This is a genomic window from Enterobacter sp. CFEC122 (assembly GCF_052983755.1).
This window is the reverse complement of sequence record NZ_JBRIQR010000008.1, coordinates 17,268-34,534: the sequence shown is the minus strand read 5'-3', so window position 1 is coordinate 34,534 and position 17,267 is coordinate 17,268. Positions and strand designations below refer to the sequence as shown.

Sequence of the window (17,267 nt, the reverse complement as noted above, 5' to 3'; positions counted from 1 at the left end):
AAGAATACTACTCGATTCCGTTTTGAATGCAAGGAAATCCGTCGCTAACTGGTTTATTATTAATCAGTTAGCGACAAAACGCTTCTCATCCGTCAGGACCTGCAGCAGCAGGCTCAGCTGCGGTTTCTGGTCTTTCAGCCGCTCACCCTGCAGGTTATACGTCTGATAATTCCCGTTGCTGTTCAGCACCAGCGTCAGCTTCGGCGTGGTCACCACCAGCGTATTATTCCCTGCTGCCGTAACCCAGTTATGGCGGCGCGCGGCGCTGAAGAGATCCTGGCCCTGCGAATACTCGTTTGCCGGCGTGCTGACGTGCAGCAGGCGTTGCATCAGGGTGGTCATCACATCTTTATGCTCGGTAAGCATAGTGATGCGCTGCGCCGGGGTGCCCGGCCAGTGGATGACCAGCGGAACCTGCAGGTTAGGGCGTGACCAGCTCATGCTCTTCGTCTCGTCACCTAACGGGACGCCATGGCCTGCCGTCACGATCACCACGGTGTTGTCCAGCTTGCCGGACTCACGTAGCGCGTCAAGCACGCGGGCAATCTGCGCATCAACATCACCCGCCGCGCGGCCGTAGCGGCGCGCGAAATCACTCTTGTTGCTGTTAGCAAGCGTTGTACCGTTAAAGGCAACCCATGAGAACCAGCGGTTATCTTCCTGGGCATAGCGCTGCAGCCAGTTTATCCATTGGCTGGCGGTCTGCGCATCGGACTGATTCTGTGCCGCCGGCAGTGAGAAATCAGACAGCAGCGCCTGGCGGTAGAGCGGGCTGTTAAAGCCATCGGATGAGAACAACCCTAACTGATAGCCCTGCTGATTCAGCCCGGTGATCAGCGCCGCAGGCGTGCGGGTAGAGAGTACGCCGTCCATGTATCCGGCTGAAATGCCATAGAAGAGGCCAAAGATGCCCGCGTCGGTTGTGTTACCGGAGCTCATGTGCTGAGTAAACGTGACGTTTTGACTCGCGAAATTGGCCAGGGCTGGCATCTGCTTCTCATAACGGGAATAGTTCAGGCCGTCGACGGTGATGAGCAGGACGTTTTGCCCGCGGCCCATATCGCGATAGCGCAGGTCGCTCAGAGGATACTGCACGCTGACGGCTTCCGGGTTACCCTGCTCGATAAGACGGCGCTGGTACTCCTGCGCATCAAGCAGGCCATGTTTCTCGAGGAAGCGACGGGCCGTCATCGGGTACGAGAGCGGCAGGTTCGCGCGCTGCATAGTAATAGGACGATAGAAGTTCGCATCCGCCCAGATATACATGATGTGCGAACTGATAAAGGAGACGAAGAAGAGCGCGGCGACGGGCTTCGCGTAATGGCGTCGGCGGGTCAGGCTACGCAGTTTTTGCCAGCTCCAGGTGGCAAACAGCATCTCAATCAACAGGATCACCGGGACGCTGATAAACATCAGCTGCCAGTCGCGGGCCGTTTCGTTCTGGTCGGGGTTAATCACCAGCTCCCAGACGATGGGGTTGAGATGCAGGTGGAAGCGGGTGAACACTTCACTGTCGATAAGCAGCAGCGTCATCCCCACAGTCGCAAGGATGGCGGACAAGAATCGCATCAGACGCTGCGACATGACGATAAACGTCAGGGGGAACAGGATCAGCAGATAGGTGGCGAAAACCAAAAAGCTAAAGTGACCGACAACGCTTATCCAGGAGTAGATACGCCCGGTGAGCGTTGTTGGCCAGTCTGCGACAAACAGATAACGACAGCCAATGACCGTCGCCAGCAGAATGTTGAACAGGGCAAACCAGTGCCCCCAGCTGACCATCTGGGAGACTTTTTCACGGTAGCGCTGACGATTCGTCACCATAAACTGTTGTTCGTATCCCTTAATGGGCCGGGTCGTTGCTGACGGACGACTGTAAAGCCTGGGCGAAAGATTTTGCGATCGCCTGACGCTGAGCCGGAGCAACGCTGGTGTTAATCAGGTTGGTGACCATATTTCCCAAAACCATCAGGGAGAGATCGGTCGGCGTTTTATGTTTTTCCAGTACGTTGACCAGCTCACTGAGCAGTTGTTCAACGTGTTCATCACTGTAGCGGGAATGTTGTGGCATAAATCAAAATCAGTTTGTTGATGAAAGGGCAACATATTACCGTAGCAACAGCTTTTTTTCCCCTTTTTTATCTGTTGTTGCACACATGTCCTGGTGGTGGTTGAATACCGCCCGGTCTAAAAGGAGAGTTTATCATGAGTCTGGAAATCAACCAGATTGCCCTGCACCAGCTTATCAAGCGCGATGAGCAAACCCTCGAAGTGGTGCTACGCGATTCGTTACTGGAACCTACGGCGACCGTTGTGGAGATGATGGCAGAGCTGCATCGCGTCTACAGCGCCAAAAATAAAGCCTATGGGCTGTTCAGCGAAGAGAGTGAACTGGCCGATAGCCTGCGCCTGCAGCGCCAGGGTGAAGAGGATTTCCTGGCGTTTAGCCGTGCGGCAACCGGGCGTCTGCGCGATGAGCTGGCAAAATATCCGTTCGCCGACGGCGGGATCGTGCTGTTCTGCCACTACCGCTACCTGGCGGTCGAGTACCTGCTGGTTACCGTGCTGAATAACTTAAGCAGCATGCGCGTGAACGAGCAGCTGGATATCAGCTCGACGCATTATCTGGATATCAACCATGCGGATATCGTGGCGCGTATTGATTTGACCGAGTGGGAAACCAACCCGGAGTCGACCCGCTACCTGACTTTCCTGAAGGGACGCGTGGGCCGCAAAGTGGCGGATTTCTTCATGGACTTCCTCGGTGCCAGTGAAGGGCTTAACGCCAAAGCGCAGAACAAAGGGCTGCTCCAGGCGGTTGACGATTTCACAGCCGAAGCGCAGCTTGATAAATCTGAGCGCCAGACGGTGCGCCAGCAGGTTTACAGCTACTGCAACGAACAGCTGCAGGCTGGGGAAGAGATTGAGCTGGAGTCGCTGTCAAAAGAGCTGGCGGGCGTCAGCGAAGTCAGCTTCCAGGAATTTACCGCAGAGAAGGGCTATGAGCTTGAAGAGAGCTTCCCGGCGGATCGCAGCACGCTGCGTCAGTTAACCAAGTTTGCCGGCAGCGGCGGCGGGTTAACCATCAACTTTGATGCGATGCTGCTGGGGGAACGTATCTTCTGGGATCCGGCCACCGATACGCTGACCATTAAGGGGACGCCGCCGAATCTGCGCGATCAGCTTCAGCGCCGCACCTCGGGCGGTAAATAACAGGCACAAAAAACCCCGCAGAAGCGGGGTTTTTTTCGACAGGTTTGCGATTACGCGCGAACGAAGTCGATGTGAGTCAGTTTTGGCTTGAACGCGTGACGCTGAACAGCCTGAACTTTCACTTTTTCTTCTTTACCGCCAACAACGATGGTCAGAACTTCGCTGTAGAATTCACCTTTGGTCTGCAGGTTCCACAGTTTGTCGTGATCCAGTTCGATTGCAACTGGAGCAGCTTCGCCACCGTAAACGATAGCCGGGAACTTGTTAGCGGTACGCAGGCGGCGGCTCGCACCCTTACCCTGCACGTTACGTACTTCTGCTTCGATAGTGAACATTGATTTCTCTCTGTATTTAAAACCCTACTACAGGCGACCCAGCAGCAGGTGAGTGTTCTGCCTCACGGATGTGAAGCGGGCGGCATTTTATACTCAAATGCCCCTCACATCAATGAAAAGTCCCGCTAACCGCGCAATTCGTTGGCGCGACGGAAGCGACCTTCGTAGTCAAAGAGCTTCTCGCGCACCTGCCAGTACTGGCCTTTCTTACGGGCGACGACAAAATCCGGATGGCGCAACAGCACCTGCTGGCGCACGATATCGGCCACGGTGATCCAGCGCAGGGGCACGCCCGGGGTGCGGGTGTGCGGGCGAATAAACAGCTGTTCGAAGGCCGTTCGCTGGGCAGGCGTCTGGACCCGGAAGCGCTCGCTGACGTCCGCCCCGTCCTCGTCGTAATAGGTGATTTTCAACCATTCGCCTTTTTCATCGGCGCCGGGCTGTAGCGCCATGCCGGAACAGCGCAGCACCAGCGCATCTTTCAGCTTTAGCGCCGCTTTCAGCATGTCGTCCGGGTCAACCAGCACCGTGTCGCACTCCCGACAGCGGCGAGCGGCAATGTCATTTTCGGCGTTGCACTGCGGGCAGTTTTTGAAGCGGAAACGAAAATCGCACTGCTCGCGATGCCCTTCATCATCTTCAAACCAGCCCTGACAGCGGCGGCCAAAATGTTCGATCAGCGTGCCGTCGGCGGTGGTTTTGCCCCAGAAGGTGTTGGCAAACCCGCAGGCAGGGCAAAAGACCTGCACGGGCACGTTGTCGCTTTTTCCTTTTGGCGCGCCGACCTCAGGCGTATAGAGATCGTGCGGGTTACCGGCATAATCCAGAATCAGGCAGTCGGTTTTCCCCGGCGCCAGACGCAGGCCGCGGCCAACAATTTGCTGATACAGACTGACCGATTCGGTCGGGCGCAAGATAGCGATCAGGTCGACGTGCGGGGCGTCAAAGCCGGTAGTCAACACCGACACGTTAACCAGATAGCGGAACTGCTGGGCTTTAAAGGCCTCAATCAGGCGGTCGCGCTCCGGGCCGGGCGTCTCGCCGGTGATGAGCGCCGCGTCGCCGGAGGGCAGTAACCCGGTGATTTCGCGCGCGTGCTCAACGGTGGCGGCAAAGATCATCACCCCTTTACGCGTCGCGGCGAACTCCTCAATCTGGCTGATGATATGCGGCGTAATGCGCTTTTGCTTTTTCAGCTCCAGGTTAAGATCCGCTTCGCTGAATAACCCGTTGCTCTGCGCCTGCAGGCGGCTGAAATCGTACTGCACCACCGGCATATCCAGCCGTTCAGGTGGCGTCAGGTAGCCATGTTTAATCATGTAGCGCAGCGGAAGCTCGTAGATGCAGTCGCTAAACAGGGCCTTGTCATCGCCGCGCACCATGCCGTGATAATGGTAACGATAGATCCAGCCTTTACCCAGACGAAACGGGGTCGCCGTCAGGCCCAGCAGGCGCAGGTGAGGGTTCACGTCTTTCAGGTGCGTCAGGATTTGCTGATACTGGCTGTCGTCGTCATCGCTGATGCGGTGACACTCGTCGACAATCAGCAGCGAAAATTCGCTGCGAAACAGATCCAGATTGCGGGCCACCGACTGCACGCTGCCAAACACCACCTTGCCGTGGCTCTCTTTACGCTTTAGACCGGCGGCGAAAATGTCGGCTTCCAGTCCAAGTGCACAATACTTGGCATGGTTTTGCGCGACGAGCTCTTTAACGTGCGCCAGCACCAGCACGCGGCCACGGGCCAGACGCGCCAGTTCGGCAATGACCAGGCTTTTGCCTGCACCGGTCGGGAGCACAATCGCCGCCGGCTCGCGATGTTTACGGAACCAGGCGAGGGTGGCGTCAACGGCTTCCTGCTGATAGGGACGAAGTGTAAAAGTCATGGTGTCTCGGTTTCGTTATTCCGCACATATACCCGTCATACTTCAAGTTGCCTGTGCGTTGGCTGCACTCGTTCACCCCGGTCACTTACTTATGTAAGCTCCCGGGGATTCACTCCTTTGCCGCCTTCATGCAACTCGAATTATTTAGGGTATAGATAGTATGCCACGAAACTTTTTCCCTTGAGTGGCGCAACCAGACCATTATACTGAACCGTTCCAGACTGCTTCTATTTTCGGACCTGTTGTCCGACTTCCTGCACCATTAAGGCTAAAAAGATTTCATGCGACTTGATAAGTTTATCGCTCAGCAACTCGGCGTAAGCCGCGCTATTGCCGGGCGCGAAATTCGCGCCAGCCGCGTTACCGTGGATGGCGACATTGTGAGAGACAGCGCGTTCAAACTGCAACCTGACCATCAGGTGGAGTACGACGGCAATCCGCTGACCCAGCAGCACGGTCCTCGCTACTTCATGCTCAATAAGCCGGAAGGCTACGTCTGCTCAACGGACGATCCGGATCACCCGACGGTGCTCTATTTCCTCGACGAACCGGTGGCGCACAAGCTGCATGCCGCAGGCCGCCTCGACATCGACACCACCGGTCTGGTGCTGATGACCGACGACGGTCAGTGGTCGCATCGCATCACCTCTCCACGCCACCACTGCGAGAAAACCTATCTGGTCACGCTGGAGTCACCGGTGTCGGATGACACGGCTGAGCACTTCGCGAAAGGCGTGCAGCTGCATAATGAAAAAGATCTGACTAAACCGGCGGTGCTTGAAGTCATCACCCCGACGGAGGTCCGTCTGACCATCAGCGAAGGGCGCTACCATCAGGTGAAACGTATGTTTGCCGCGGTGGGGAACCACGTTGTTGGCCTGCATCGCGAACGGATTGGTGCGATTGAACTCGATCCCGACCTTGCGCCAGGCGAATACCGTCCGTTAACGGAAGAAGAGATCGCCAGCGTCGGTCTGCCTTCGCACTAATTTCAGGAGAACCCTGTGACCATCAGGCCACACTCGTCGTTCAAAATCGTCTTCATTCTTGGCCTGCTGGCCATGCTGATGCCGCTGTCTATTGATATGTACCTGCCCGCGCTGCCGGTCATTTCCGCGCAGTTTGGCGTCCCGGCGGGCAGCGCGCAGATGACGCTCAGCACCTATATTCTCGGCTTTGCCCTTGGCCAGCTGTTTTATGGCCCGATGGCGGACAGCCTTGGACGCAAGCCCGTCATTCTGGGCGGGACGCTGGTCTTTGCGGCCGCTGCGGTTGCCTGTGCGCTGGCCCAGACCATCGATCATCTGATTATCATGCGCTTCTTCCATGGTCTGGCGGCGGCAGCGGCAAGCGTGGTGATTAACGCCCTGATGCGCGATATCTACCCGAAGGAAGAGTTCTCCCGCATGATGTCGTTCGTGATGCTGGTGACGACGATTGCGCCGCTGGTGGCGCCAATGGCGGGTGGTGCGGTGCTGGTGTGGTTCAGCTGGCATGTGATTTTCTGGATCCTGGCCCTGGCCGCGCTGCTGGCCTCGGCAATGATCTTCTTCTTTATAGATGAAACGCTTCCCGTCGAGCGCCGCCAGAAGTTTCACATCCGTACCACCATCGGCAACTTTGCCTCGCTGTTTCGCCACAAGCGCGTGCTCAGCTATATGCTGGCAAGCGGGTTCAGCTTTGCCGGAATGTTCTCTTTCCTGAGCGCCGGGCCGTTTGTCTACATCGAGCTTAACCACGTGTCGCCGCAGCACTTCGGCTATTACTTTGCGCTTAACATCGTCTTCCTGTTCATCATGACCATCATCAACAGCCGCTTTGTCCGGCGGGTGGGGGCGCTGAACATGTTTCGCGCGGGGCTGTGGATCCAGTTTGTGATGGCGATCTGGCTGGTGGTGAGCGCGTTTCTGGGCGTGGGCTTCTGGGCGCTGGTGGTCGGCGTAGCGGCCTTTGTCGGCTGCGTGTCGATGGTGTCGTCCAATGCGATGGCGGTGATTCTGGATGAGTTCCCGCACATGGCGGGGACCGCCTCTTCCCTGGCGGGGACGTTCCGCTTCGGCATCGGCGCTATCGTTGGCGCGTTGCTTTCTATGGCCACCTTTACGACGGCATGGCCCATGCTGTGGGCGATGGCTTTTTGCGCAACCAGCTCGATACTCTTCTATCTTTACGCCAGTCGACCGCGAAAAGCGGCCCACTAAAACACAGAGAAGGCCCGGCAGGGCCTTTTTTGTTGATGCATATCAACCAAACCCCCGTTCGTTTATGCCGTGTTTGTTTATTTTATGTAAAATCTATTTGTGTAAAAAGTCACATCATTGTATTCAAAAAGGTTGAGTTAGATCGCAGAAACGGGTACATATAGCGCCGACGCGAGCCTGAATACCGATAAAAAAGTGCTGAATAGTGCAGGCTGGCGATGATGTGTTACTATAAATGTAAATAAATTGTGAAGTAAATTTTGCTTCCGGGGAACGAACGTGAATACATTACAACTTTCTATTGTCCATCGCTTGCCCCAGAGCTATCGCTGGTCGGCGGGTTTTGCTGGTTCGAAAGTTGAACCGATTCCGCAAAACGTCGCGGGCTGTGAAAACTGCCTGGTGGCGCTCAAGCTGCTGAGCCCGAGCGATGAAAATGCATGGCGGGTGATGGAGCGTCTCAGTCAGGCCCTGACGGATATCGAAGTGGACAGCTCCGTGCTGGAATGCGAAGGGGAGCCGTGCCTGTTTGTGAAAAGCCAGGACGAGTTTGCTGCCACCTGCCGCCTGAAAAATTTTGGCGTTGCTATTGCAGAGCCTTTCTCCGGCCAGTATCCATTCTGAGCGCTAGTCTGACGACAACAGCTGGCGCGTGTAGCGCTGCGTTGGCGCGTTAAATACGCGCTTGCACTCTCCCTGCTCGACCACCTCTCCCTGTCGCAACACAATCACCTGATGGCATAGCGCCCGCACCACCTGCAAATCATGGCTGATAAAGATATAGGCCAGCCGGTGCTTTTCCTGTAGCCCTTTAAGCAGCGCCAGGATCTGCGCCTGTACGGTCCTGTCCAGAGACGACGTCGGTTCATCCAGAATAATTAGCTCTGGTTTCAGGATCAGCGCGCGGGCAATGGCGATACGCTGGCGCTGCCCGCCGGAAAATTCCGCAGGATAGCGGTGGCGCGTCTCGGGATCTAAACCCACTTCAACCATTACCCGCATGACCTCCTGCTCGCGCTGCTGCGCGCTCAGGCCGGGCTGATGGACGCGCAGGCCCTCTTCGACAATCTGTAACACGCTGAGCCGCGGGTTAAGCGAGGAGTTGGGATCCTGAAAGACCACCTGCATGCGAGGACGTACGGGCAGCATCTGCCGCCGGTTCCAGCGGTGCAGCGGCATGCCGTCAAACAGAATTTCGCCCTGTGAGGCAATTAAGCGCAGCAGCGCCAGACCGGTGGTGCTTTTACCCGAGCCGGATTCGCCCACCAGCCCGAGGGATTCGCCCGGGCGCAGCGAGAAGCGGATATTTTTTAACACCGGGTTGCGATCGACAATGCGGCGCAGAATACCTTTGCGGATCGGGAACGAGACGGACAGATCCTCAACGCGCAGCAGCGGCGTGCTGTCAGCGTCGAGGGGAACCGGGTCGCCGGAGGGTTCGCTGTCGAGCAGGCGCTGCGTATAGGGGTATTGCGGCGCGCTCAGCAGCGTGGACGCCGCATTCTGTTCAACACAGCGGCCGTTTTGCATCACCGCGACGCTGTCGGCCAGCTTTCTCACAATGCTCAGGTTGTGCGTGATAAACAGCAGGCTCATGTTTAGCTCGTCACGCAGGTCCCGCAGCAGCGTCAGTATTTGCGCCTGTACCGTCACGTCCAGCGCCGTTGTGGGCTCGTCGGCAATCAACAGCTCGGGGCGCGTCAGTAGCGCCATGGCGATCATCACGCGCTGGCGTTCGCCGCCGGAGAGCTGATGCGGAAAATCATTCAGCCGTTTGGCCGCATTGCGTATGCCTGTGCGTTCAAGACAATCCAGAATTTCTCCCCGCGCGGCCTCTTTGCGCATCCCACGGTGCAGGGAGAGCACTTCATAGAGCTGTTTTTCCAGGCTGTGCAGCGGGTTAAGCGACACCATCGGCTCCTGAAAGATCATCGCGATTTTGTTGCCGCGAATGCCGCGCAGGGTCTGTTCGTCGGCGTGCAGCAGCGAACGGCCGTGAAAAAGGATATCCCCTTGCGGGTAGCTCACCGGCGGAGAAGGCAGCAGCCGCAGGATGGAGAGTGCCGAAACGCTCTTGCCTGAACCCGACTCACCCACCAGGGCCAGCGTTTCACCGCGCTGGATCTGCAGCGTCAGGTCGCTGACCACGGTGCGCGTCTCGTCCTGTTTTGAAAAGGCAATCGACAGGTTATCAATACGGAGCAGGGGCTGGGTCATTTTAAACCGCCTTGTTCGGATCAAAGGCATCGCGCACGGCTTCGCCAATAAAAATCAGCAGCGACAGCAGCACGGCCACGGAAAGAAAGGCGGCGATGCCTAACCACGGCGCCTGCAGGTTGTTCTTGCCCTGCAGCAGCAGTTCGCCGAGCGACGGGGAACCCAACGGTAGCCCGAAACCGAGAAAATCCAGTGAGGTGAGGGTGGTGATGGAGCTGCACAGAATAAACGGCAGGAAGGTGAGCGTTGCCACCACGGCGTTGGGCAGCATATGGCGGAAGATGATCCCGCGGTCGCTCACGCCAAGCGCCTGCGCGGCACGAATATAGTCGAAATTACGGGTGCGCAGAAACTCGGCCCTGACCACACCGACAAGCGCCATCCAGCCGAACAGGACGGTAATGCCTAATAACCACCAGAAGTTGGGCTGTACGACGCTGGAAAGCAGGATGATCAGAAAGAGCGTCGGCACGCCTGACCAGACCTCAATCACCCGCTGGCCCCAGAGGTCAATTTTCCCGCCGTAGTAGCCCTGAATGGCACCCGCCACGACGCCCATCACGCTGGAGAAGATCGTCAGCATCAGCCCAAAGAGAAGCGAAATACGCGTGCCATACAGGATGCGCGCCAGCACGTCGCCGCCGTTTGCATCCGTTCCCAGCCAGTTTTGCGCGGAGGGCGGGGAAGGGAAGGGGGTCGTGGTGGCGAAGTTAATGCTGTTTGCGCCAAAACGCACCGGCGCCCAGAGCGCCCAGCCGTGCTGCTCAATCTGCTGGCGAAGCCACGGATCCTGATACTCCGCCGGCGTCGCAAACGGGCCGCCAAAGTCGCTTTCGTTGTAATTGGCGATGACCGGCACGTACCAGCGATCGTTAAAATGCACCAGCAGCGGTTTATCGTTAGCGATCAGTTCTGAAAACAGGCTTAAGACAAACAGCACGGCAAAAATCCACAGCGACCAGTAGCCGCGGCGGTTGTGGCGAAAGCGGGCCCAGCGGGCCTGGTTGACGGGGCTTAAACGCGGCATCATCGGCCCTCAAAATCGATTCGGGGATCGACCAGCGTATAGCTGATATCACTGATGATATTCAGCAGCAGGCCAATCAGGGTGAAAATATAGAGCGTGCCGAACATTACCGGATAATCACGCGACACGGTGGCCTCATAGCCCAGCAGGCCCAGACCGTTAAGCGAGAACATCACCTCTATCAGCAGCGAGCCGGTAAAAAACATACTGATGAACGTGGCCGGAAATCCGGCGATCACCAGCAGCATGGCGTTGCGGAACACGTGCTTCCACATGATCTGCTTTTCGCTCACGCCTTTAGCGCGGGCCGTGACGACGTACTGTTTACGAATTTCATCGAGAAAGGCGTTTTTGGTCAACATGGTCAGGGCCGCAAACCCGCCAATGACCGTGGCCAGAACCGGCAGCGTGATATGCCAGAGGTAGTCGGTGATTTTCTGGTACCACGGCAGGGAGCTGAAATCGGCGGAGACGAGCCCCCGCAGCGGGAAGAGATCAAAATAACTGCCCCCGGCAAAAAAGACGATCAGCAGAACGGCGAACAGAAACGCCGGGATGGCATAGCCGATAATGATGAACGTGCTGCTCCAGATATCGAACCGGCTGCCGTTGTACACCGCTTTGCGGATCCCAAGCGGTATAGAGACCAGATAGATGATCAGCGTACCCCACAGCCCGAGCGTGATCGAAACCGGCAGGCTTTGCTTGATCAGCGTCAGCACTGACGCACTGCGAAACAGGCTATCGCCAAAATCAAAGCGGATGTAATCCCAGAGCATCTTGAAATAGCGCTCGTGAATCGGTTTATCAAAGCCGTAGCGGTGGGTGATCTCGGCGATCACCTCCGGATCCAGCCCGCGTCCGCCGCGGTAATGGCTTTCGCTGATATTCCCTACGCCGGTTCGCGCATGGCTGGCGCCCATCCCTTCACCGCCGCCGCCCGGCATGCCGCCGCTGTTGCCAAATTCTATGGCGGCAATGGCCTGATCGACCGGCCCACCGGGAGCGATTTGCACAATAAAAAAGTTAATCGTGATGATGGCCCACAGGGTGGGGATGACCAGCAGCAGACGGCGGAGAAGATAGGCACCCATGATAATTCCTTATCGCCGCTCAGCGGGAAGTCTGGCGGCTTTGTTAACGTCATACCACCAGGTGTCAAAGCCCAGAGAATAGACCGGGCGCACGGCAGGCACGGAGAACTTATCCCAGCGCGCAAGGCGATCTTCGCCCATATACCACATCGGCAGCATGTAGTAGTTCCAGGTTAAGACCCTGTCGAGGGCGCGCCCGAGCGGCACGAGCTTGTCTTTATCCCCCTGCGCCGCCACGATTTTCGCAATCAGCGCATCAATCGCCGGGCTTTTTACCCCCGGCGCATTGTACGAGGAGTCGATGTAGCTGGAGGCCCAGGAGATTTGCAGGTCCGAGCTAGGCCACGGCTGCGCGGGCCACAGGCGCTGCATCATGTCGTAATCACGGCTGCGCATGCGGCTGGTGATCTGCGCGTTATCAACCTGGCGAATGTTCATGGTCACGCCCAGCCGCTCAAGGTTGTGCTTAAACGGCAGCACCCACTGGTCGTTGCCCCCGGACGAGAGCAGCAGTTCAAAGCTGAGAGGCTTGCCCGTTTTGGCATCCACACGTTTTTGATTCTTCAGGTGCCAGCCTGCGTCATCCAGCAGCTTGCTGGCTTTGAGCAGGTTGTCGCGGTCGTAACCGTCACCCTTCGATGCGGGCGGCTGAAACACCGTTGTAAACACCTCTGGCGGTACCTCTGCTTTAAGGGGGGCCAGCAGAACCAGCTCGTCGGCTTTCGGATAATCGCGCGCGGCGTATTCGGTATTCTGAAAATAGCTGTTGGCGCGGCTATAAGCCCCGTAAAACATCGCTTTGTTCATCCACTCAAAATCAAAGGCCAGGGAGATGGCTTCCCGCACCCGGCGGTCATTAAATACCGGACGCTGAATATTAAACGCCAGCCAGCGGGTGTCCTGGGCAGATTCATTTTTGTGTTCGTCTTTGACGATATAGCCTTTGGCGAAATTTTTGCCGATATAGCGGGTCGCCCAGTTTTTGGCGCTGCTCTCGACGCGCAAATCGAATGCCCCGGCTTTGAACGCTTCAAACGCCACGTTATCGTCGAGGTAGTAATCATAGCGAAGGGTGTCGAAGTTCCAGCGTCCGCGGTTGACCGGCAGATTGGCCGCCCAATAGTCTTTGACGCGGGAATAAACGACATATTGCCCCATTCGCCAGTCGGTAATGCGGTAGGGGCCGCCAGCCAGAGGAGGCGTTGAAAGCGGGTCGCTCAGCTTATGATTTTTCCAGAACGATTCCGGCATCACCGGCAGCGAGAACAGGCTGAGCATATTCTCTTTGTTCGGTTCGTTCAGCTCAATGCGCACAGTGAGCGGCGCGATGGCTCTGACCGACGCGCCTTTATATACGATGCGGAACTGGGGGACGCCTTCGGTCATGAATTTATGGAAGGTGAACGCAACGTCGCTGGCCTTCACCGGTGTGCCATCGTGAAAACGTGCCCGCGGGTTCAGCGAGATTTCCGCCCAGGCGAAGTTATCGGCGTAACGCACGTTCTCGGCAATCAGCGGATAGTAGCTGCCGGGCTCGTCATCGGAGGTGACAAAGAGCGTATCGTAAAGCGATTCCGTACGCGCGGCCGCCACGCCGCGCAGGGCGTAGCGGTTGAAGTTGTCGAAGGTTCCCGTGGCGGAAAGCGTGACCTTACCGCCTTTTGGCGCGGTTGGGTTGACGTAATCGAAGTGCGTAAAATTGACCGCGTATTTCGGCTCGCCAATCACCGCGAAGGCGATATTCTCTTTGATGGTTTGCGCCTGGCTGGACAGGCTCGTGAATGCCAACATCAGCAACATAAAGCGCATAAGCATCTCGCGGCAGCTCCCTCTCTACAGACCGGCTCGGTTAAGCTGAATAATAAGTGACGTCACGGGCAATGTGAAATTAATCGCCTTCGGGCGAAATATCAGGCCGCCATTCGCGGAACTGCGCCAGCGGCATCGGGCGGCTAATCCAGTATCCCTGCAGGAAGTTAACGCCGTGTTCGCGCAGCCAGGCCGCCTGTTCCGGCGTCTCTACCCCTTCGGCGACGGTCGACATATTCAGTCGTCTTGCCAGCGTCAGAACGGCATCCAGCACCGGCGACGTCACGGTCTCGGTACCGATCGCATTAACAAAACCACGGTCGATTTTGAGATAGTCCATGGTGAAATGCTCAAGGTAAATCAGCGCGCTGTGGCCGGTACCAAAATCATCAATGGCGATTTCAAACCCTTCGTTATGCAGCCATTCGAAAAGGGTGTTGGCCTCCCGATGGTTGAGCATATCGCGCTCGGTAATTTCCAGCACGATCTGGAAGTAATCCGGCGGCAGCAGGGCTTTGAAGGTGCGCATATCGTCCTTGAAGCTTTCCGCATGCAGATGCCCCGGTGCAATGTTAATACCCACCTTTGCGCCCGGAGGTAACAGCGTTTGTAACACGGGCGCATCGTGAATGATAAGGTCAAAGAGATGCAGCGTCAGCGGGACAATCAGCTTCTGTGCTTCGGCAAAATTGATAAACGCGTCCGGCGGAATTTCCCCCATTGTCGGGTGTTTCCAGCGCATCAGGACTTCGAGCCCGGTCATCCTGAGCGATTTGGCATCGACGACGGGCTGATAAACCACATAAAACTGACCGCGCTTGATAGCGCTTAAAATTTCTTTACCCGGGTTGAGCCGAATGCTGAGGATGTAGTAGTTAAGCGATCCGGCACAAATCCCGCATACCAGCCCGAAGAACAGCGCGTAGAGAATTTCATCGCTGGTCCATGCGTCCGCATACAGGTTGATGGTCAGGGGGAGGTCTTTCAGCGTCGCCGTGCGGACCGGGATGTCATGCAAGTCGCGGGTATGAACCAGCGTGCTGGACCGCGTCGACAAGGCGTTATCGCCGATAATGATAGCGATACCCGCGAACTCGTCCTGGCGCTCAGTATAAAGCAGGTATGGCGTCAGATTAATATTCACAGAAGTGAACACCCCGCCGTCCTTCACTAATGGGTTGCGGTACCAGATCGCAATCGCAGGTTCATCAGGCAGCATGGGGGTACCCGGAAGCAACGCCATATCGATCTGTTTATTGATGTTCAGCTCAGGTATGAGCGTCTCCATCGGGGCATTCATCGGGCCTGTTGCCGAGGAGCAGAATGCCATCTTGTCCCGGACCAGCAGGAAGGCGCGAACGTTAATGCTGAAGGCCGCGCGTGAGGTGAGTTCCTGGTTGACGTCCTGGCACGTGTTCAGCGTGAGAGGCTGGAGGACATTGACCGCTTTTTTTAGGTCTTCGAAATAGCTCCCCATGTAGGCGCTCACATCATTCACCAGGGTGTCGAATTTGACTTCCCGCTTGTGGTAACTCCACGAAAATTGCAGGGAACCCAGGAGCAGGGCGGTGATGAGACCCGTGATAATACTGAGGATCAGTATTTTACGATTACTGGAGAAGTAGCGGGTGAGCATAGACGTCGTGATTCCTGAAAAGCCGCTTGATGTATTCAGTGTAACGGGCAAAAAAAAACACTGCCGAAGCAGTGCTTTTTTTCATCATATCGCCAGCCAAGGGATAACCAACGATACAATAGTTATATTAACTGCGGGTCAGTACGCGGCGCGCTTCGTTATAACGCTTCTTCCAGTACGGTTCGTTCATGCTGGAAATGGTCACACCGCTGCTGGTGGAGGCATGTACGAACTGGTCATTACCAATGTAGATGCCAACATGTCGACCTGTAGACCCCGCGCGGAACAGAACTAAATCGCCGGTGCGCAGTTTGGTACGTGAAATCGACTTGCCCATCTCCTGCTGTTCATAGGTTGAACGCGGAAGATCTAACCCAAATTGCTCGCGGAACGTACGCTGTACAAAACCGGAACAATCAATACCTGTTTTCGTGCTGCCGCCAAGACGATAACGCACGCCTTTCCAGTCAGCATACTGGTCCATAATGCGGGATTTCACGTCCAGATTACGTACCATATTTTCAAATTCATCCTGAGAGGCTTGCAGTGAAGAGGAATCTTCCATTCCCACAACACGCGTCTCAGGATGCATATTCTTCGCGGTGTTCGATGTACTACATGCAGATAACAGTACCGCGACTGCTATCGCCGGGATCCCCCGCAAGATATATCTCAGAAACGGTTGAGATTTGACCATTTTGTTTATTTTCCCTTGAAGTCCTTAACGACAAATATCGTTATAAAAATGCCAAACGTGACGAGACTAATTATCTGTTCACATCGAGACAATTCTTTCTGGTCACATTTGTGGCATAGCGCACAAAATTATTCACCATCGAAATAATTATCCCTATGGGGCAAAACGAGTTCGAGATTAACCGATTGCCAGGGGTATTGCGAGTAAAAAAAGCCTTTTTTTTATAAGAAAATGTGATACAGAAAGTAAAAATCCGTAATTGCTTAAAATGCGGTCAGATCCGACGCGTGATCGCGCAATTGCTTCATTTTTATCATGAATGTGATGACAAGAATATGACAGAGGGAAAAGATCGTGGCGGGAAGGCTATCGGGGATCATGTCGATCCCTGATAGCTCACGTTAATTTAGGTTAGTTATTTGTTTAATTGTTGTTGCGCTCTACCGGGAAGATAGCGATCGAACAACGCTATTATCCTGTCGCTCAGCGGGGTCATTAAACACCACGGCAGCGCAATCAGCGCAACGGAGAGCGAACCGACAGCAATATCGGTGAACCAGTGAGCGCCAATCATTACGCGCGGGAAGGCAAAAACCACAAAAATAATCAGGGCTATGGCAAACGCTTTTCGGCCGAAATAGCGAAGCATGACTGCGGAAAAAATGAGCAGCATCATGCCGTGATCGCCGGGGAAACTGTCCTTCGACGCATCTTTTGTTGGAATATGCAGCAGCTCACTGACGCGATAAATATCGGTGAAAAAGAGCGTAGGGCTGGAACGCTTAACCGGAATTATCGCGGTAGCCAGCTGATTAATGACGACAGCAAACAGCAGCATTACCAGACCGATAATCAGAATACGCCGACGTCCCGCTTTATCCTCTTTCAGCCAGAAAGAGAGCATCAGGCAGCCCATGGCCAGCAGCGAGAAACCGTCGAAGGCGCGGTTGTTGGTGATGGCCACCAGCCACAGGAATGCGTCGCTCTTCACCAGCGCCTGGTTGAAGAAGTGAAAGATGCCAGAATCCAGGGGGAACCAGAAACCATGATTCGCCGGGATATACCAGGAGAAGAAAAGCGCCAGACCGGCGACATTAAGCAGTAATATCAGGGGAAATCGAGTTGTCATAACGTTCTGCATAGAGTGAAAAC

Annotated in this window: 15 protein-coding genes; 4 read left to right on the top strand and 11 right to left on the bottom strand. The window is 55.8% G+C overall.

What is annotated here, in order from left to right:
* Positions 1-63 precede the first annotated feature (63 nt).
* Both yejM and ACVCAM_RS07570 read right to left on the bottom strand, forming a co-directional pair.
* Positions 64-1,824, bottom strand: coding sequence for an LPS biosynthesis-modulating metalloenzyme YejM (gene yejM, locus ACVCAM_RS07575; RefSeq protein ID WP_023294051.1), 1,761 nt, complete (start codon positions 1,822-1,824; stop codon positions 64-66).
* A gap of 19 nt (positions 1,825-1,843) precedes the next feature.
* The gene (locus ACVCAM_RS07570) at positions 1,844-2,071 is read right to left on the bottom strand and encodes a YejL family protein (protein WP_008500958.1); all 228 of its coding nucleotides are present in this window, start codon (positions 2,069-2,071) and stop codon (positions 1,844-1,846) included.
* Between the two features lie 134 nt (positions 2,072-2,205).
* Here ACVCAM_RS07570 and yejK point away from each other — a divergent pair, with 134 nt between their 5' ends.
* The gene (yejK, locus tag ACVCAM_RS07565) at positions 2,206-3,213 is read left to right on the top strand and encodes a nucleoid-associated protein YejK (RefSeq protein WP_008500957.1); all 1,008 of its coding nucleotides are present in this window, start codon (positions 2,206-2,208) and stop codon (positions 3,211-3,213) included.
* A 50-nt stretch (positions 3,214-3,263) separates the two neighbouring features.
* Here the strand turns inward: yejK and rplY are convergent, their stop codons facing one another.
* Both rplY and ACVCAM_RS07555 read right to left on the bottom strand, forming a co-directional pair.
* Complete coding sequence (rplY, locus tag ACVCAM_RS07560) at positions 3,264-3,548, bottom strand: 50S ribosomal protein L25 (protein WP_407223529.1); 285 nt, start codon at positions 3,546-3,548, stop codon at positions 3,264-3,266.
* 125 nt (positions 3,549-3,673) lie between these two features.
* Positions 3,674-5,434 (bottom strand): DEAD/DEAH box helicase, encoded by a 1,761-nt coding sequence (locus ACVCAM_RS07555; protein ID WP_025913173.1) that lies wholly within the window; start codon positions 5,432-5,434, stop codon positions 3,674-3,676.
* Between the two features lie 281 nt (positions 5,435-5,715).
* Between ACVCAM_RS07555 and rsuA the strand changes: the two genes are divergently transcribed.
* From rsuA to ACVCAM_RS07540, 3 genes are all read left to right on the top strand, one after another.
* Entirely contained in the window at positions 5,716-6,423 is a 708-nt protein-coding gene (rsuA, locus tag ACVCAM_RS07550; RefSeq protein WP_021241522.1) for a 16S rRNA pseudouridine(516) synthase RsuA, read from the top strand.
* A gap of 15 nt (positions 6,424-6,438) precedes the next feature.
* Positions 6,439-7,635: a Bcr/CflA family multidrug efflux MFS transporter gene (locus ACVCAM_RS07545; protein WP_025913174.1), complete on the top strand. Its 1,197-nt coding sequence runs from the start codon at positions 6,439-6,441 to the stop codon at positions 7,633-7,635.
* A gap of 279 nt (positions 7,636-7,914) precedes the next feature.
* On the top strand, positions 7,915-8,259 hold the full coding sequence (locus tag ACVCAM_RS07540; RefSeq protein WP_008500952.1) for a YejG family protein: 345 nt from the start codon (positions 7,915-7,917) through the stop codon (positions 8,257-8,259).
* A gap of 3 nt (positions 8,260-8,262) precedes the next feature.
* On the opposite strand, the gene yejF is transcribed toward ACVCAM_RS07540, so the two are convergent.
* The 7 genes from yejF to ACVCAM_RS07505 form a co-directional block, all read right to left on the bottom strand.
* Positions 8,263-9,852 (bottom strand): microcin C ABC transporter ATP-binding protein YejF, encoded by a 1,590-nt coding sequence (gene yejF / locus ACVCAM_RS07535; RefSeq protein ID WP_407223528.1) that lies wholly within the window; start codon positions 9,850-9,852, stop codon positions 8,263-8,265.
* A gap of 1 nt (position 9,853) precedes the next feature.
* The gene (locus tag ACVCAM_RS07530) at positions 9,854-10,879 is read right to left on the bottom strand and encodes an ABC transporter permease (protein WP_025913176.1); all 1,026 of its coding nucleotides are present in this window, start codon (positions 10,877-10,879) and stop codon (positions 9,854-9,856) included.
* Positions 10,879-11,973: a microcin C ABC transporter permease YejB gene (locus ACVCAM_RS07525; RefSeq protein ID WP_008500949.1), complete on the bottom strand. Its 1,095-nt coding sequence runs from the start codon at positions 11,971-11,973 to the stop codon at positions 10,879-10,881. Before ACVCAM_RS07525 ends, ACVCAM_RS07530 begins: the two co-directional genes overlap by 1 nt.
* 9 nt (positions 11,974-11,982) lie before the next feature.
* Positions 11,983-13,788, bottom strand: a complete 1,806-nt coding sequence (locus ACVCAM_RS07520) for an extracellular solute-binding protein (protein ID WP_447093561.1) — start codon at positions 13,786-13,788, stop codon at positions 11,983-11,985.
* 73 nt (positions 13,789-13,861) lie between these two features.
* Complete coding sequence (locus ACVCAM_RS07515; protein ID WP_008500947.1) at positions 13,862-15,418, bottom strand: cyclic di-GMP phosphodiesterase; 1,557 nt, start codon at positions 15,416-15,418, stop codon at positions 13,862-13,864.
* 127 nt (positions 15,419-15,545) lie between these two features.
* Entirely contained in the window at positions 15,546-16,115 is a 570-nt protein-coding gene (mepS, locus tag ACVCAM_RS07510; RefSeq protein ID WP_008500946.1) for a bifunctional murein DD-endopeptidase/murein LD-carboxypeptidase, read from the bottom strand.
* 415 nt (positions 16,116-16,530) lie between these two features.
* The gene (locus ACVCAM_RS07505; RefSeq protein ID WP_023618663.1) at positions 16,531-17,244 is read right to left on the bottom strand and encodes a phosphatase PAP2 family protein; all 714 of its coding nucleotides are present in this window, start codon (positions 17,242-17,244) and stop codon (positions 16,531-16,533) included.
* Positions 17,245-17,267 lie beyond the last annotated feature (23 nt).

Excerpts from the sequence above, each read along its gene's own strand:
- yejM (WP_023294051.1), bottom strand. The coding sequence starts at position 1,824 with ATGGTGACGAATCGTCAGCGCTACCGTGAAAAAGTCTCCCAGATGGTC.
- ACVCAM_RS07570 (WP_008500958.1), bottom strand. The coding sequence starts at position 2,071 with ATGCCACAACATTCCCGCTACAGTGATGAACACGTTGAACAACTGCTC.
- yejK (WP_008500957.1), top strand. The coding sequence starts at position 2,206 with ATGAGTCTGGAAATCAACCAGATTGCCCTGCACCAGCTTATCAAGCGC.
- rplY (WP_407223529.1), bottom strand. The coding sequence starts at position 3,548 with ATGTTCACTATCGAAGCAGAAGTACGTAACGTGCAGGGTAAGGGTGCG.
- ACVCAM_RS07555 (WP_025913173.1), bottom strand. The coding sequence starts at position 5,434 with ATGACTTTTACACTTCGTCCCTATCAGCAGGAAGCCGTTGACGCCACC.
- rsuA (WP_021241522.1), top strand. The coding sequence starts at position 5,716 with ATGCGACTTGATAAGTTTATCGCTCAGCAACTCGGCGTAAGCCGCGCT.
- yejF (WP_407223528.1), bottom strand. The coding sequence starts at position 9,852 with ATGACCCAGCCCCTGCTCCGTATTGATAACCTGTCGATTGCCTTTTCA.
- ACVCAM_RS07530 (WP_025913176.1), bottom strand. The coding sequence starts at position 10,879 with ATGCCGCGTTTAAGCCCCGTCAACCAGGCCCGCTGGGCCCGCTTTCGC.
- ACVCAM_RS07525 (WP_008500949.1), bottom strand. The coding sequence starts at position 11,973 with ATGGGTGCCTATCTTCTCCGCCGTCTGCTGCTGGTCATCCCCACCCTG.
- ACVCAM_RS07520 (WP_447093561.1), bottom strand. The coding sequence starts at position 13,788 with ATGCTTATGCGCTTTATGTTGCTGATGTTGGCATTCACGAGCCTGTCC.
- ACVCAM_RS07515 (WP_008500947.1), bottom strand. The coding sequence starts at position 15,418 with ATGCTCACCCGCTACTTCTCCAGTAATCGTAAAATACTGATCCTCAGT.
- mepS (WP_008500946.1), bottom strand. The coding sequence starts at position 16,115 with ATGGTCAAATCTCAACCGTTTCTGAGATATATCTTGCGGGGGATCCCG.
- ACVCAM_RS07505 (WP_023618663.1), bottom strand. The coding sequence starts at position 17,244 with ATGACAACTCGATTTCCCCTGATATTACTGCTTAATGTCGCCGGTCTG.